At 53.5% G+C, this 16,237-nt stretch carries 16 protein-coding genes; 5 read left to right on the plus strand and 11 right to left on the minus strand.

What is annotated here, in order from left to right; translation table 11 throughout:
- Positions 1–20: 20 nt before the first annotated feature.
- The 9 genes from PTZ19_RS15975 to PTZ19_RS16015 form a co-directional block, all read right to left on the minus strand.
- Positions 21–887, minus strand: a complete 867-nt coding sequence (locus PTZ19_RS15975) for an SDR family oxidoreductase (RefSeq protein ID WP_276356072.1) — start codon at positions 885–887, stop codon at positions 21–23.
- Entirely contained in the window at positions 884–1,966 is a 1,083-nt protein-coding gene (gene uxuA / locus PTZ19_RS15980; protein ID WP_276356073.1) for a mannonate dehydratase, read from the minus strand. The genes PTZ19_RS15975 and uxuA overlap by 4 nt, the downstream gene beginning before the upstream one ends.
- A 14-nt stretch (positions 1,967–1,980) precedes the next feature.
- Entirely contained in the window at positions 1,981–2,658 is a 678-nt protein-coding gene (locus PTZ19_RS15985) for a GntR family transcriptional regulator (RefSeq protein ID WP_276356074.1), read from the minus strand.
- Between the two features lie 391 nt (positions 2,659–3,049).
- Positions 3,050–3,487, minus strand: coding sequence for a YybH family protein (locus tag PTZ19_RS15990; RefSeq protein ID WP_276356075.1), 438 nt, complete (start codon positions 3,485–3,487; stop codon positions 3,050–3,052).
- Positions 3,488–3,519: 32 nt separating this feature from the next.
- A complete protein-coding gene (locus PTZ19_RS15995) occupies positions 3,520–4,821 on the minus strand; it encodes a transglutaminase domain-containing protein (protein ID WP_276356076.1) in 1,302 nt (433 codons plus the stop codon).
- 184 nt (positions 4,822–5,005) lie between these two features.
- The gene (locus tag PTZ19_RS16000; RefSeq protein ID WP_276356077.1) at positions 5,006–5,650 is read right to left on the minus strand and encodes a DUF4328 domain-containing protein; all 645 of its coding nucleotides are present in this window, start codon (positions 5,648–5,650) and stop codon (positions 5,006–5,008) included.
- Positions 5,647–6,453 (minus strand): hypothetical protein, encoded by an 807-nt coding sequence (locus tag PTZ19_RS16005; protein ID WP_276356078.1) that lies wholly within the window; start codon positions 6,451–6,453, stop codon positions 5,647–5,649. The genes PTZ19_RS16000 and PTZ19_RS16005 overlap by 4 nt, the downstream gene beginning before the upstream one ends.
- A 596-nt stretch (positions 6,454–7,049) precedes the next feature.
- On the minus strand, positions 7,050–7,766 hold the full coding sequence (locus tag PTZ19_RS16010; protein ID WP_276356079.1) for a type II toxin-antitoxin system prevent-host-death family antitoxin: 717 nt from the start codon (positions 7,764–7,766) through the stop codon (positions 7,050–7,052).
- A gap of 237 nt (positions 7,767–8,003) precedes the next feature.
- Positions 8,004–8,189, minus strand: a complete 186-nt coding sequence (locus PTZ19_RS16015) for a hypothetical protein (RefSeq protein ID WP_276356080.1) — start codon at positions 8,187–8,189, stop codon at positions 8,004–8,006.
- A gap of 147 nt (positions 8,190–8,336) precedes the next feature.
- Between PTZ19_RS16015 and PTZ19_RS16020 the strand changes: the two genes are divergently transcribed.
- The 3 genes from PTZ19_RS16020 (at position 8,337) to PTZ19_RS16030 (ending at position 11,234) form a co-directional block, all read left to right on the plus strand.
- Positions 8,337–9,173 carry a sulfurtransferase gene (locus tag PTZ19_RS16020; protein WP_276356162.1) on the plus strand — a complete coding sequence of 279 codons (837 nt, stop codon included), beginning with the start codon at positions 8,337–8,339 and terminating at the stop codon, positions 9,171–9,173.
- A 484-nt stretch (positions 9,174–9,657) separates the two neighbouring features.
- The gene (locus PTZ19_RS16025; RefSeq protein WP_276356081.1) at positions 9,658–10,203 is read left to right on the plus strand and encodes an RNA polymerase sigma factor; all 546 of its coding nucleotides are present in this window, start codon (positions 9,658–9,660) and stop codon (positions 10,201–10,203) included.
- Positions 10,200–11,234: a hypothetical protein gene (locus PTZ19_RS16030; protein ID WP_276356082.1), complete on the plus strand. Its 1,035-nt coding sequence runs from the start codon at positions 10,200–10,202 to the stop codon at positions 11,232–11,234. The genes PTZ19_RS16025 and PTZ19_RS16030 overlap by 4 nt, the downstream gene beginning before the upstream one ends.
- A gap of 638 nt (positions 11,235–11,872) precedes the next feature.
- Here the strand turns inward: PTZ19_RS16030 and PTZ19_RS16035 are convergent.
- Both PTZ19_RS16035 and PTZ19_RS16040 read right to left on the minus strand, forming a co-directional pair.
- Positions 11,873–13,066, minus strand: coding sequence for a linear amide C-N hydrolase (locus PTZ19_RS16035; RefSeq protein ID WP_276356083.1), 1,194 nt, complete (start codon positions 13,064–13,066; stop codon positions 11,873–11,875).
- Between the two features lie 459 nt (positions 13,067–13,525).
- Complete coding sequence (locus tag PTZ19_RS16040) at positions 13,526–14,257, minus strand: MFS transporter (protein WP_422615007.1); 732 nt, start codon at positions 14,255–14,257, stop codon at positions 13,526–13,528.
- 180 nt (positions 14,258–14,437) lie between these two features.
- Here PTZ19_RS16040 and PTZ19_RS16045 point away from each other — a divergent pair, with 180 nt between their 5' ends.
- Positions 14,438–14,908 (plus strand): DinB family protein, encoded by a 471-nt coding sequence (locus PTZ19_RS16045; RefSeq protein ID WP_276356084.1) that lies wholly within the window; start codon positions 14,438–14,440, stop codon positions 14,906–14,908.
- A gap of 156 nt (positions 14,909–15,064) precedes the next feature.
- Positions 15,065–16,201, plus strand: a complete 1,137-nt coding sequence (locus tag PTZ19_RS16050; protein WP_276356085.1) for a copper amine oxidase N-terminal domain-containing protein — start codon at positions 15,065–15,067, stop codon at positions 16,199–16,201.
- Positions 16,202–16,237 lie beyond the last annotated feature (36 nt).

Here is a 16,237-nt window from a genome sequence, read left to right on the forward strand (position 1 = left end):
TGCTCGATCGGCCGGAACCGTCACACTCCGGAATAGGCCATGAATCCTCCGTCGACCGGGACGACGATGCCGGTGACGAAGCCCGACGTTCGCTCGTCGACGAGCCAGAGCAGCGTGCCGAGCAAGTCCTCGGGCACCCCGAACCGGCGCATCGGCGTATGCGCGATGATTTTCTTGGAGCGCTCGGTCAGCGTGCCGTCCGGATTCGTCAGCAGCGTCCGGTTCTGCTCCGTCTTGAAGAAGCCCGGGGCGATCGCGTTCACCCGGATGCCCGACTCGGCGAAATGGACGGCGAGGAACTGGGTGAAGTTGTCGATCGCGGCCTTCGCCGCGCTATATGCCGGCACCTTCGTCATCGGGCTCGGCGCGCTCATCGAGGAGACGTTGAGGATGACGGCGCCGGGGCGGCCGACCATGCCGCGGGCGAAGACTTGCGTCGGGATCAGCGTCCCGATGAGATTGAGGTCGAACACGTGGCGGAAGCCCGCCAGCGCCAGATCGAAGAACGTCATGACGTCCGGCGCGCCCAGATCGTCCGGATGGAAGATCTCTTTGGTCGTGATCGCGCTCGGATGGTTGCCGCCCGCGCCGTTAACCAGGATATCGCATGGGCCGAGCTGCTCCCGTACGATCCGCTCGGCTTCCCGCACGCTGTCCGGTTCCGTGACGTCGCAGGAAACGGCGATGGCGACGCCACCGTCGGCCCGAATCTGCTCGGCGACGGTCTCGCACTTGGCCGCGGTCCGGCCGAGCACGGCGACGCGCACGCCTTGGCGGCCGAGCTCCCGGGCCATCGCGCTGCAGAGCACGCCGGATCCCCCGGTGACGACGGCGGTTTTGCCGGCGAGCGATTCGTGGGCCGGCAATTGGATGTTGGCTTCGCTCATGCGGACACCTCCCCTTGAAGCTTCCGGCGCCCAAGCGAATCCCATACGCCCCATAAGTACATGATGCCGAGCGCCCGGTCGTACAGGCCGTAGCCGGGGCGGCATTGCTCGCCCCACAGATGGCGGCCGTGGTCCGGCCGGCAGTAGCCGTCGAATCCGGTCTCATGCAGCGCTTGCACGACGCCGGCGATGTCGACGCTGCCGTCTTGCGTGCGATGGGATGTCTCGATGAAGTCCCCGTTGTCGTACACGCGCACGTTGCGGATATGGGTGAACGGTATCCGTCCCGCGAATTCGCGGGCCATGGCGGCGATGTCGTTCTCCGGGTTCGCGCCGAGCGACCCGCTGCAGAGCGTGATGCCGTTCGCCGGGCTGTCGTGCAGCTTCAGGAACCGGCGCAGGTTGGCCTGGCTCGTGATGATGCGGGGCAGCCCGAACACCGACCACGGCGGATCGTCCGGATGGATCGCCATGCGGATGCCGCTTCTCTCCGCCACGGGGATGATTTCTTGCAGGAAATATTCCAGGTTCCGCCACAGGTCTTCCTCCGTGACGCCTTTGTACGCCTCGAACAGCTCCTCTAGCCGGGCGAGCCGCTCCGGCTCCCAGCCGGGCATCGTGAGCGAGCGGTCCCCGCTGATCAGCTTCACCAGCTCGAACGGATCGACGCCGTCGATTTTCGATTTCTCGAAAAACAGCGCGGTCGAGCCGTCCTCCAGTTCTTTGAAGAGATCCGTCCGCATCCAGTCGAACACCGGCATGAAGTTGTAGCAGATCACTTTGACGCCTGCGCGGCCCAGCTTTTCGATCGTCCGCTTGTAATTCTCGATGTACCGCTCCCGCGTCGGCAAGCCCAGCTTGATGTCTTCGTGGACATTGACGCTCTCCACGACTTCGGGGTGAAAGCCGGCATCGCGGATTTGCTTGACCGTCCGCTGAATACGTTCCTCCGGCCAATCTTCCCCGGCCGGCATGTCGTGCAGGGACCAGACCAGCCCTTCGACGCCCGGAATTTGCCGGATTTGCGCGGGGGTTACGGTGTCGTTGCCTTCTCCGTACCAACGAAAAGTCATACGCATGATGGCATCCCGTCCTATTTGAAATAATGGGGGTGTTTCCGTTTCAGTTCGTGCAGGTCCGTGACGGTGAGGTTAAGGTGATCCCGCATGACGCTCTCCGCCTCGTCCGCGTCCTGCCGCCGGATCGCGTCCGCGATGGCCCGGTGCTGATCGTATAGATGGTTCCAATCCCGATCGGGGGATAAAGCCAGGTGCCTCGTGCGGTTCAGGTGGGTTTTCATCTGCTGCAGGACGTTCCAGGTGTTGAGCTTTCGGCAGCCTGCGAAAATCGTGCGATGGAACTCCTCGTCCAGGTCGAACATGCGTTTCTCGTCCCGGGATTCCAGAGACGACCGCTGCGCCATGAGGTTCGTATCCAGCGCGGCAAGGCTCTCGGCGGGGAACGATTCGCAAGCCAGCCGTACGACGGCCCGCTCCAACTGCTCCCGCATGAACCGGGCTTCCAGCGCGTGCTCGGTATCGATCAGCGAGACGAAGGTGCCCCGCTGGGGCAGCACCTGAACGAGCCCTTCCTGCGCCAGGCGGACGAAGCTTTCCCGAACCGGCGTCCGGCTGACCTGGAAAGCGAGCGACATGTCTTTCTCGGACAGCGCCGCCCCCGGAGGCAGCTCCAGGCTTAAAATCCGCTCCCTGAGCCGCCAATAGACGGCTTCGCGGGCGGAAGACGCAGGGGCACCGCCGAACGGTTCCATCGTGTCCTTCACCTCCTTCGGTTTTGATTGTCACTACCATACTACCATACAAGTATGGCAGCGGGAAGGCTGTGGGGATTGCTGCTTCCATGAGGATGGAGGAGGCAGCGCAAGGTTAACGGACACAGCGGCCGCTATTAAGGCCATTTCGCGATCCGTCCAATTTTAACGGACATGGGTGCGCTTATTTGGCGGAATGCATCACTTTCAGCCGTGAAATGTTGCCGATAAGGTCTCCCGTGTCCGTAACGTTTCGGGAATGTCCAATTTCCATCCAATAACGACCGAGGTGTCCATTAGGATCAGCGCCGGCCGATTTTCGTGAAAAAAAGCCGCCCGGATTGACCGGATGGCTTCGTTCAGTTTATCGGGCGGAGTTCGGATGTTCCGATTATCTCAGGTTGAATAGGCCCTTTCCCGTTTCCATACTGATCGGCAACGAGGAATGTTGATGCGCGATGGACCAAGAGCCGCCGTCTTTTCTCAACCCCATCGTGAATCGGTTGGTCATCTGGCGGAGCTTCTCTCCCGAAGGGTTGTACGCAGCGAACGTTACGGCACAGCGAACGAAAGCGACATTCGAATCTTCTTCCACGGCCACATCATGAAAATCCGTTTTGAGGGTCACGCCTTCTTCCGCCAACCCCCCAAACCACCCTTCGACCATTCTCCTCCAGTCGGATTGGCCGACGATCTCCCAGTCTTCCCAACAATCATAGGCATGGATGTCGGGAGCGAACGCGGCCGTAAACTTCTCCACGTCTCGTTCTAGAATCGCGCTTTTGTAATTTTCGATCACGTCATGGACATTTTCGAGCGCAAATCTCATGGTTCCATCTCCTTGAAATAGATTCCGTCCTATTAATAATGCATGACGAAAGCAGCCAGATGATCCGCTGCGAAAACGTCCGGATCGGGATTGAAGTATTTCTGCTTCAACCCGAATGCGAAGGATTCGCCGGTTACGGAACCCGCGTCCCACGTCGTGTCCTGGGCGATCCACGCACCGTTCACGTAGGTTTCCACCCACGCATGGTTATAGTCGGTTGCGTTGATGTAACTCACCGGCTCCGGATCGCCGGTACCCGCCATCCCCCAGACGACTTTGGCCTTGATGCCGGCTGCGCGGTTCAGCGCGGCGGTCAGCTTGGCATATCCGTCGCAAACCGCTTTCTTGCGGTGGAGGATTTGAACGGCGGTATACCCATGGATGTTGCCCGTAAACAATTCTTCCGTATCGTACGCAATGTGGGTCGACACCCAATCGTGAATCGCCTGCGTTTTGGATAAGTCGTCCGTGAGACCTTCCGTGATCTGCTTCGCCAGTGCCTTGATTTCGGCATTGTCGCTGTTTACTTCGGGCGTCGGCTTCAGATAGGTATTGTCGGTAGAGCCGGATTTGTTGGTCAGCGTCACGGCAAACAAGTTCTCCATGCCTTCGGACAAGGGAGCTCCGGTCGCCCGGTCATACAAGGAAACCGTGTATTGTCCGGCCCCGTCGGAGAGATATAGCAATTCGTCCAACTGGCCTTTGATCGGGTCGGCGATTTTGTAGCGCGGCAGCTCGCCTTGCTTGACGATCTTGACGAGAACCGGCGCGGCGGATTTCAGGGGTCCCCACAAATACACGGTATTGTCCGACGTCTTTACGGAGGAAATCGTCATCCCGTTCTTCGCGACATATTGCGCGATCAAAGCGGCTTCTTGAGCCGCGCGGTCTTTCAGCTTCTCGTACGTACTATAGCTGTAGTTGCTCGTGGTTTTCAGGCTGAGTTTCTTGGCGATGGTGCCGAGCGGGGCGACAATGGCGTCGTCGGTGGACCGGACTTTCTCCTCCAGATTGATCTTCTTGCCGTTGAGGTAAGCGGTCTGCTGGCCCGTGGTCAATTTCAACACGGTTTTTCCTTTGGTCAGGGTGACCGACTTTTTATCGCCGCTCCAAGCAAGGGTTACGCCGGAATCGGACGGAACTCCCTGCACGATATAGATGACGTCATGCGAGCGGCCCCTGTTGTCGACGTAGCCTTGGATATAAAAGGCGTCTTTCGGAACGACCGTCGTTACTTGATCCGCCGGTTTGGCCGAGGCCGAGCTTGTTCCCAGCAGGGAGCCGATCAGAATCGCGGCCGCGCCGAGCTGCGCGATTTTCTTGGCTAGATTCATGAGGACGTCCTTTCCGTAGGTGCTATAATGTGGAATATAGTGGAAAGTGTACACGCCTATCGCACGGCCGTCTATGAAAAAAATGGCAGTTTTGCGCGAAGCATGAAAGTGCAGCAAATGCGCGGGAAAAAGCAAGAATGGAGGGAGTGCCCACCATCATCGGCAAATTCCGTTCAGCATACGATCATCCTTCTTGTGCAACCGTCTCTTCTACTGCGGCACTTTGGTCCTCGTACATGACCTCGACGCTGTCCGCGTGGACCTGCGATAACCCTTGGGACACCCACCGGCAAAGCGCTAGATAAATCAAGTACGAAATCAGATCGACGACGCTCGTCGCGAGCAGCAAAGCGTTGCTGGGATCGTCGGCCCGTTGGATGGCCCGGTTGAGTCCGTTCGACGCCATGATGACAATCAACAAGGGGACAGCCATGCCGCTCACCCAGGCGCCCGCTTTCCGGAGACGCGCCGTTTCCGTCTGAAAATGGGTGCCGATCATGTTGTAAATCGAAGGAATTCCGTAAAGGTTGTAGAACGGGACGATCGTGCAGGCCAATGCGCCTCCGGGCGTGCGGGGATAACGCGGAAACAGCCGGTTCAAATCCATATGCACCCGGTAGAGCCAAACCAAGTAAAGGACCAGTACGATGTAATACAGCACCGTCAGCGCCACGCCAATGAATTCGTAAACCGGATACAGCTTATCGGAGAAGAAGTCTGCACCGGCAGAATAGACGATCGTCGACAGCAGGTCCGCGGTTTGCAAGACCACGAGCGCCGACAGCAATATTTTCAGAAGACCGGATATCGTATCGGATTTCAGTTTCATGGACGGCTCTCCTCCAACAGGGGCGATTTGGGCAGATTTTTCAGAAAATCCACCGCTTCCTCCAGCGTATCTACCGGCACGATTCGGAGATGAAGATTCAACTCTTGCTTGACCTGGAAAGCTTCTTCCTCATTGCTCAGCCCTTCATAGGGGTAGCGGTCCTTGTCCTTCGGGACGAAGAAATAATCGGCCCCTGCTTGCTCGGCGGTCCGCAGCTTGTCCCGAATCGCGCCCACGGAGCCGACCGTATGATCGTCCTCCAGCGTTCCGGTACCTGCGATGCAGTACGTTCCGAAGGGGTGAATCGAAAAATTTTCGTGCAACGCTTCTTCGACCAGGCCGATCCCCAGCATGAGTCCGATGGAATCGCCGTAATAATCCGCGGTCTGCTCGATCAGCGAGTCCAGCCGCGTCCGCCTTTCCGACTCCCCGAGATTTTCTTCCGCATACTGCTCCGCGGAATCCACGGCACGCTGGATGACCTCGTCGCGCAAATCTTCGCCCGCGTCCATCTCGAAGTCCAAAACATCTTCGACCCAGGGATCGGCGGGAGTAAACCGCGCATCCGGGTAGGATCGGGCGGCGGTCCATTTTTCGAAGAGATTGCGGGTAATGCCTTCCCGGACGTAGACGAAGTTGACGCTTCCGTCGACGCCGATGTCCCGGACAGGGACGATTTCACCCATGGCCGTATATTGTTCGTACCTCGGCATCACGCAATAGACGGCCGCGCCGATCGGGATCAGGAGCAGGACGGCGGCCCAAATCAAGGGCCGGCGGTTTTTGTTGGCGGTGAATCGCAAGTTTTTCCCCCAATCCGCTTCTGGGAAATAAAGGATAACCAGGAGGTTTCGACAAATGGATTCGACAAAACCCCTGATTATTCCTCCCTGAAGAGAAGCCGGAAAAAATTCGAGGAAATATCGAAATGGTACTTGAACCTGACACTGGGTCAGGATTTAGGATGAAGGTGTCGACAAATCCGTTTCGCGCGAAATGAGGAGTGGAGTTTGAACCAATCATTTTGGAAAGTCGGGGAGTTGGCGGCAAGAATGAGCAATTGGAAAAGCTGAAAAAGCGGGGCGAGGCTCTCGGACCGAACAAGATCGGGGAAGTGGAGAACGAGTAGCCCGACCTGATCGCGAAGGTGCGCGGGAAGATGGAAAGCGGGGCCCCAGCGGACGATCCGGAGGTGCCGAAGCTGGCCGCCCGTTGGAGAGAACTGATGAATTCACGGGGGGGACGGCGAGATCCTCCGAGCGGCCGAGCGCTTCCATGCGGAGAATCGGGACAACGCGATCCAATTCGGGATGGACGGCGAGTTGTACCGGTATATCCAGGAAGCAATGGCTCGATTGTAATGGGGCGGGAGGTTGCCGTTGCGGGCAGCCTCCCTTTCTTATTCGAACATATCGTTAAGGTTCACGGAGAGCCCCTCGAAAAAGCAGCTGCGAACGTCCATATCCGCCGATTTGGAAAACGCCTTGTAGTCGGAAATCTCTTTGTCGTCCAGCCGATAAACGAGGACCTGATCCTTCATGGGGTCGACGATCCAGTACTCCCTCACCCCGCATTCCTTATACAGTTCCAGTTTCTTGAGCATGTCCTTGCTTCGGGTGGAGGGAGACAGCACTTCGACGACGAGCGTAGGAGTGCCGAGGTATTTGCCCTTGTCGTCCAGATTGGTTTTGTCGCAAATGACGAACACGTCCGGTTGAACGACGCAGATATTATCCGACGATTTAGGCAGCGTGATATCGAAAGGGGATGTAAGCGGCACGCAATCCTTGCCTTTAAACCAATTATAGAAGGTACCCAAGATCTCTTGAACGGCCTTCTGGTGCTTATACGATGGGGCTGCTAAGTTGTAGACGACGCCGTCGATCAGCTCGTAACGCTGTTCCGACGACTCCGTCAATTCGAGAAATTCCTCGTAAGTGACCCGTTCGCCGGAAGTGGAATAGGAGGCTTGGTGTTCTTTCACGGTATCGGCAACGATAGCCGTGACCGCCGCGATATCCTTGCCGTTCCGCGTCACGATGATTTCTTCTCCGGCTTCGGCGAACTTCAAGTATTTGCCGAAGTTGTTTTGCACCTCGGTGGATGAGACTCGCATTAGGCATCCCCCTTTTGAATTTAGCTAATATAATTTTATTATACGGAAGTTAGCTAATTTTTCAAGAGGGAATAGCTAAGGTATGAAAAAGGCTGAAGAACCTGCGCGCCGCTTCCTCAGCCTTTTGTCTTTCATTGCTTTTGGTTGGTCGAACCCGGCACCGCGGAATCGTGGTTGTTGCCGGGCGGCTGTTTGCCTTGGTTTCTGGATCTTTTACGCGCCATTTCCGATCCTCCTTTAGGTATCGTTTCTTACGATCACTTCATCCAGCGAAGTGTGCGCGTCGCGGTGGGCCGCCTTCGCGATTTCGCGATCGGTGTCGCTGCAGCCCTGAATGTCGTCCGCCGCTTCGGCTTGTTGATTCAACTGTTCTTCGATTTGCCCGATGCCGTGAGCTCCTTGATGGTTCCGGCTAGTCGACATGGCTGATTCACCTCCGTTTGTCCCGATGTCGTCCCTGACTTAATGTGCGACATTCGGAGAGGAATTAATCGCCAATGCATAGAGAGCGGGCCTTCGGCTTCTCGTGGTAAAATGAAGGGAGCGGATATTGTGAAAGGGTGGTTTCGGTTGCGAAATGTCGTGAGTATGAAATGGCTTTTGGCGCGGATGTACGAACCGGATTTGGTGATCGTGGATTGCCGGTTCCAGTTGGGCCAGCCGGAATCGGGCCGAGCGGCTTTTGAAGAATCGCACATTCCCGGCGCGGTCTACCTGGACTTGGAGAAGGATTTGTCCGCTCCGGTCGGAGAACATGGCGGTCGCCACCCGCTGCCGGATATTGCGACATTGACGGGAACGTTGAGCCGCGCGGGGATCGGCAACAACGTCAGGGTCGTCGCCTACGACGATCAAGGCGGGGCAATGGCTTCGCGGTTGTGGTGGCTGCTGAAATACCTCGGGCATGAGCAGGCGTACGTGATGGACGAGGGGTTCTCCGCATGGGTGAAGGCGGGGTATCCAGTGTCCTCGGAGCAGAAGGTGCCGATCCCGTCGCAGTTTCTCGCAACCGTGCAGCATAACATGCTGGCGGAAGTGGACGAAGTTCGGGAGCTGCTCGGTTCTGACCGCGTTACCTTGGTCGACTCGCGCGAAGCCCCGCGCTACCGCGGCGAAGTGGAGCCGATCGACCGCGTCGCCGGGCACATTCCCGGCGCGATCAACCGGTTCTGGAAAGACGCGTTGGACGAACGCGGCGCCTGGAAAGACGCCGCCGGTCAAGCGGCGCGGTTCGACGATCTGCCGCGTGATCGCGAGCTCATCGTTTATTGCGGCTCCGGCGTCACCGCCTGTCCGAACGTACTCGCGCTGCAGGAAGCGGGCTTTCAGAGGGTGCGCCTGTATGCGGGCAGCTGGAGCGATTGGATTTCGTTTAGCGAGAATCCGATTGCGACGGGAGACGAGTAAGATCTGAAAACCCTCGTCGGACGCGGGTTGGAGGGCTGTGACAGGTTGCCGGGAGGCGGGCTGTTGCGGCCCTTTTTGGGATTTCCGTTCAACAGCTTGCAAACAAAGAAATCGGAGAAAGCAGTTGCCAGAGGCCCGGAGCCAGCCACAGTCCGGAAGTCGGGTCAGGTGGTTGTTGAATGCTTGTCGGTTTCGCTTGTGTCCCTCCACAATCAGGCACGGCGCAATCTTTTGTGCGGAGCAAGTGAACGATCCCCATTGGGAGCAATTCGCTCGGCTTTCCTTTGCGTTCCCGGTATCCCCCAATTTGGCGGCATCAGCAGCAGGAACGCGCAGGGTCTGGGCGTGGACGGGGCAAAACGCTAAGCCAGCCACAGCTCAAGGCATCGGGAACGGGAGCCGTCCGGAGCGCCAAGCAAAACTTATTGTAATTGCAGTGAACGATTCGCAATCGGCTCTTGTCTAATAGTGTGGAGGTGAACACGTGAAATCCCATATAGAGTTTCGATACTTGGTGAATATGGATCGTATGGACAAGACGGATCTGTATGAACTGATGACTGCATATGGAGACGATGTAAGGAAATACGCTTATGCCATCACCAAAAACAGGGAACAGGCCAAAGATATTGCTCAGGAAGTGTTTCTTAAAGTATTTCGCAGCGTTGGTTCGTTCAAGGGCGAGTCTTCTATGAAAACATGGCTATTTACAATCACAAGAAATCTCGCCATCAACGAATTAAAGTCGAGTTATATGCGTCGCATCGTTTTATTCGGTTGGGTGAAGCCGCAAAAGAATGTACGGTCAGCGGAAATGGATTACTTGACGGAACAATCTGTTCGTGAGATTAGAGATATCATTATGAAGTTGCCGAGTAAGCTGCGAGAGGTTCTTATTTTGACGCTTGAACACGAACTGACGATGGCAGAGATCGCTAAACTAGTGAATGTATCGGAAGGCACGGTTAAATCGAGATTACATAGGGCACGCCAAATCGTTAATAGAAAATGGAGGGTGACAGAGCCATGAACGAGCGATCGAAGGATTGGGAGGGCAGAGTAAAGCAGGGACTATTTACGGAGGAGGTTTTTTCCGACGAGATGAAGCGATCGGTGTTGGAGGCCGTAGATCGTCAACCTGGTTATTTCTCTTGGCAATGGAAGCGTCTTGCGGGGGCAGTAGTCTTGGGTATTATTTCGGTAATTTTGATCGCAAATTGGCCAAACGGCAATGACAACGAGGCAGCTTCCGGTTTATCCGACGAGATGAAGATGCCCGTCATATTCAAGCCTCTCGACGCTAGAGATTGGACACCCGGTCAGATGATTACTCAATCGGACCCTGACATTCTTCCGGGGTTATCCAATAAGTACAACCCATTAAAAAATAAGACAAACGGGTATATCAGGCAGATTCCGTTTAGCGATATTCAATTGATTGATGAAAAGCAAATAGACGGTTTCGGAACGGCATTGCATTATACCTTGAAACCAGATTCAGAGAACCCTCATAAACTTAAAGAAAACACGGAGTTATTTGGATTTACGGTAAACGGATCATCCCGGCCAGGGACGTTATACGATTTTGGCTTGGGGCATATGTATGACCAACAGTTCAGCATGACACGACTGTTCGGACAAGAGGTGCTCAAGATCGAACAACCGGTTTGCAGAACCGATGGCGAAGCGTGCGCCTGGTACTTGAAAAAGGATGCGGATGGACTGGTCTCCTCGTACATGGAACTTGATGCCGCCAGCTATGAACGTGATTTGGATGGCGATGGAAAAGAAGAGGCGGTGGTTGTTACCCATAAACAAAATCAAATCTACATCTTTAAAGAACAAGATGGACAGCTCTTATGGGCAAGCATAAGAGACATTTTGAAAGCCAATCAAAATGACACCATACATTATGATGACGCCAGCGGCACTTTTACGGTACATTCTACAGGAGGGGAAGATGCCGTTAGCGTTTATCTCTATAAGGAAGGGCCGAATTCGCTTGTTAGAATAGATAGCAACGGCAATATCATGCAAATAACGGATAAACCTTCATCTTAAGATACTCGAAAGCAGGCAAACCTGGTTGGCTTATTATCTATCAGCAGCGGCAGAGTCTTTCAAATCTCCAACGGATATCGCTATGCAAACAACCTCCAACAGGCTGCCAACAATAATGTTGAGGCCTTATCTAATTCCATCCACCCTCCGGGTGCTACCTTGCTTCACTTGGCCTTTTGTTGGCGTTCCGTTCGCCTTGACCCAGCTACATGTGGATAACTCGCCCCGGCTCAACCCATATTGTTTCGCCAGCCTCGTCCTCCACGGGCTTCTTGCTCTTGAATCGCTCCCAAGCGTAGCCAAGGGAGGTCGTTGCACATGTGCGCTGGCATATCCTCCGAGACATTCCCGCCGCGCAGCTCCGAACCCCCATTTTTTTGTTTCAGAACCTTCCGAGCATGGGGTTCGTGGGGGGATAAGAAGCTGGAGCGATTGGACTTCGTATATACAGAACCCAATCGCAACAGGCGATGAAGAACAACCGAACAAAACATAAAAGTATGTGACGTTTGAATACATCGCCAAGTGGCTTTCACGCCCCGGCGATGTATTTTGTGTGGGTTAGAAAGGTCATGATAATACCAGGAGTGACCAAGTAAAGTCATCGCTTGGTTTATTTTTCACCGGGAATGAAATCTCTATTTAATAACTTCTCCTACAATAAATATCCATCCGACAAAAAGTGAAATGATAATCAACAATGTACAATGAATGCTGTATATCACTCGATCCAATAATCGGGATTGTCTTTGAACCCAGAGAAAAATGAGCAAAATGATTTGAACTAGAGTCAGTAAGATAATGATTTTAGGCATCTCATATAACAATTTTTCATACGTGGTCAACTGAAACCGTATGTATCTGCCAATCTTCAACAACCCATGACTAAAAATCATACATGCGAACACGTTTATTGCGGTCGTGACGAGTAGAGCGGTAACCCATTTGGTTCGGCTTTCGCGTCTAAAGAAATATAAAGCGGCTAACGTTGCGAGAATACCCAGAAGCGTACCAATGACCCAATATAATAAATGCGCAAAAGCACCACCGAATACATTTTGACTGTTGCGATCTTGTAGGTTAGGGTACGAGGAATTCGCCGCAAACATATCCTTCAAGTCAAAGAGTTGGATCTTATTCTTGGCTAATTGTTCATGGAGATTCCATGTGATGCTGTTGTTTCGGTCCCGCATATAGATCGTCGTAACATCGCCGGTCGTCAAATTATAGATATTGGAGTAAATTGTTCCCGTTGAATAAGACCCGATTTGGTATGTGGACTCGAGTGCAGCCGTAATTTGTTCCTGGGAAGCCTCTTGGTTATTGCGATTACTGAAAAACGCTTGCAGCCGATTATAGCGAGGGTCGATAATCCAATTCCTATCCGATACGCTATATTCCCACAGATTGATATTCGTCATAAACTGAACGGTATTATCTGCGGGCAGTACCTGTAATTTTCCTTTGTACCATTCAACAATGACGGAGCGTCCCGAACGATCCGCCAGTAGCGCATGTCCATTAACCTCCGGTAAAAAGAATTTTCGATATAGGGCAATGGCATCCTCGACCGTAGCGCTTTTGCGTAGAATCATTTCATTGAAATCATACCCAAATACATTAAGCCTAAGATAACGTTGACCTTTAGAATAGGGAATAGACTGAATTTCTGTCGTTGCCCAGTCCATGAAGAAACCTTGATCATTCATACCGCCTTGGGCATAACCATCTTCAAATCCGAAAGCCACGTAGCCATAGGATTCGCCATTGGAGGGAACGAACCAGGCTTTGGCATTGAAGTTTGTGCCATCTTCGTTATTTCCCACGAACACTTGGTTGCGGTCTCCCACGCATAAAACCGTGCATGCGGATACGTATTGAGGATCAGAACTCATTACCATAATCAAAACCAAAAAAACTACTGGGATTCGTTTCAATCCAATCCCTCGCAATTTGGGATAATATTACTTAATCACTATTAATGGGAAATCGGTCACTTTACTTTAACATACCCCCTAAGGTGTGTCACCTTGGAATAGTTACAGATGTTAATCCGCTTGAAAGAATTCATCTCCGATGTACGTTTGACGGCTTCCGATGGCAATTCTGCAATTGGAGCGATTGGATCTCGTACAGCGAGAATCCGATTGCAGTGGGGGACGAGTAAGAGCCGAGAGGCCGTGGCGGACGCGGGTTTGGGGGCTGTGACAGGTGGTTGGGCAGGTGACCTGTTGCAGTCCTCTTTGATGTTCTCGTTCAACTGCTTGCAACGCTTACATGAATGATTCGGATTATGTCGCAGAACGTTCCCTGTGGCCTTTGCTTCGGAATAGCGGAATCATAATTAGGAATCCTGCAAAAAAGCAGCATCCGGCAATTTCGTACACGACGGGAAGAGAAAGCGTATTTTTCAACCCACCTGCAAGACCCATCATAAGAAGCATCGCTCCAGTCATAAGCGGAGTGCGGATTCCCATTACCCGACCTATAAAGTTTTGATCGGTATGCTGCATGACCAAGGCGCTGTTTCCGACAAAAATGGCTGGTTGCAAAAGGGCAATCATGAATTGGGCCGTCATTGTAAGCCATTTCTCGGTAGACAGCCCTGCCAAGATGATCCCGGAACCATTGACGAGTAAGCCGATCATGAGGAAACTTTTGTTTGTCTCGCGGTATATGGGCGGATTATGATCGGACGGTACGAAGAATAGCGCAACGGCGGATAGTAGAAAGCAAGCTCCAGTCGTTAGTATGGAGAATTCAATTCCGAATTGCTGATATACCAATGTTCCCAGGATCGGACCAAGTACCATAAAGACCGATGTCACGGTTTGCAGTAAAGACATACAGGATTGTGCATCTTCATCACGTACATGATTCTTAATTAGCTTCATGCCGGAAGGTTGTGCAAACTGTGATAAAATGGAGGAGCATAAAGTTGCGAAAAATACGACCTGCCATGTTCCGACTTCCAGTACGGTTGCAGCCCTATTTGGGGTTCTCGTATAACAGTTAAGCAACAAGAATCCGAGGAGTACAGTTGCGAGAAACCCGAAGCTAGCGACAGTGAAACGACGCCAAATCCAGCGGACACCAGACTGGGCGAGGTCTGCGGTACAGCTTGCTAAACAATTCGGTGTGCATAATTCTTGCGAATCAATCGTTGATGATATAAGTCCATGATCTTATGAGGAGGCAAACGGATGTTGAAATTATTCGAGTATAACTGGCAGGTTCGGCAAGACTGGTTCGCTTGGTGCCAAGACGTTTCTGAAGAAGAACTGCTTAAGAAGCGGACGGGCGGGGTAGGAGGCATTTTGCACACGTTGTTTCATATTGCGGATGTGGAATACAGCTGGATATCCGGTCTGCAAGGGAAGCCTGAGTTCACGGATTCGTTCGAATCCTATGCCAGCCTGCAGAAAGTGATGGATTTATCCGCCAAGTTTCACGAGGAAGTTCGCCCTTTTGTCCTGTCGTGGACCGATGAAATGGAAATGAAGGAGTTATCGGAATTATCGCCAGAGGGGGAGAAGGTTACTTTCAAATACGGCGAAATCATGCGGCATGTCATCGCCCATGAAATCCACCATATCGGCCAATTGTCCGTATGGTCGAGGGAATTGAGCAAAGCCCCCGTAACGGCTAATCTCATTCGCCGGGGGTTATTTTAACCGAGTTATTCTTCGATCGTAGACGGCATATCATGATGTCGAAAATTTCCAGTCCCTTCGGCGCGCTTTCAACAAACTCTCCCTTTCTTCGCTATTGTAAATCAGGATAAAAATGTTAAATTGTATCTAGTTTTATCCCGAAGGAGAGGGATGTCAATGAGATTTGCGCGTTTTTCGATAGGGCTGGCATGTCTGTTGTTTCTCGCAGCAACTCCTGCCTTGGCGGCGCCGCAGCCAACGACTCTTGGACCCAAGATCCTGCCGGAAATCAATCTGCCGATTATCGTGTCCAACCCGCCGATTCTCGTGGCTTTCGGGGCCATCGCCAACCGGTATAACGATGTCGATCCCGCGACGGTATTCGATTTGGACGGCGATTTGGTGGGCGACATCCAGATCGGATCGACGGCCGTCACGAGCAAGAACGGCGCGACAGTCCAACTGCTGTCTCCTGCCCAACTCAACCTGGATAACGTACAATCCGTTCCTACCGTAGGGTATGCGGCTTCGGCGGATCTTCAGCTGTCCCGTGTCTACGTAGCGAAATTGACTTCAGGCAATTATGCCAAGTTCATGGTCCTCCAAAGCACGCCCAAAGTGTCGATCCAGTTCCATTATGGCACGCCCACGACAAGCGAGCTCAAGGCCGTAAGCACCGGCGGGCATACCGAGCTGACGTGGGGAGCGCTGCCCGATGCCGTACTGGGCTATAACCTCTATCGGTACGAGATCGGGGACAACAACTCTTACACCGTAACCCAATTGAACGACTTCACCGTTCAAGAGACGGCGTTCGTAGACCAAACGGCGGATAAACGGTACTACTTGTACGTGGTCCAGGCCGTCAAGGCTGGAGGTTCGCCGGGTTCCTTGACGACCGCGGCTCCCGTCTTCGTCCAGTCGGTATCGCGGACTTTGACGCTGGAGTTGTTAACGGGCAAAGCCAAGATTGACGGCGTGAATGTTCAAATGGATGGGAAGCCGGTCATCAAGAACGGTTGGATGATGGTTCCGTCCACGATGTTTGCCAAGATCGGCGCCACCGTGAAATTCGATGCATCGACGGGACATATCACGTTATCCCGGCGACTCGGCAATTCGACCTACAAAGTGGAAATGGTTCTCGACGAAAAAGATTACACTTGGAACGGAACCGCCTATAAGACGGACGTACCTCCTTATAAGAATGGGAGTTCCGTCATGTTGCCGCTTCGCGTAGTATCGCCTATCCTGGGCTACGGAGTCACGTTCGACTCCGCCACGCGTACTGCCACCCTCCAGTGGGCGGAATAAGCCAGGCTGCGACAGACAGGAGCGAGGGAGGGATTC

It is taken from the genome of Cohnella caldifontis, assembly GCF_029360585.1.
Lineage (GTDB): Bacteria > Bacillota > Bacilli > Paenibacillales > Paenibacillaceae > Cohnella > Cohnella caldifontis.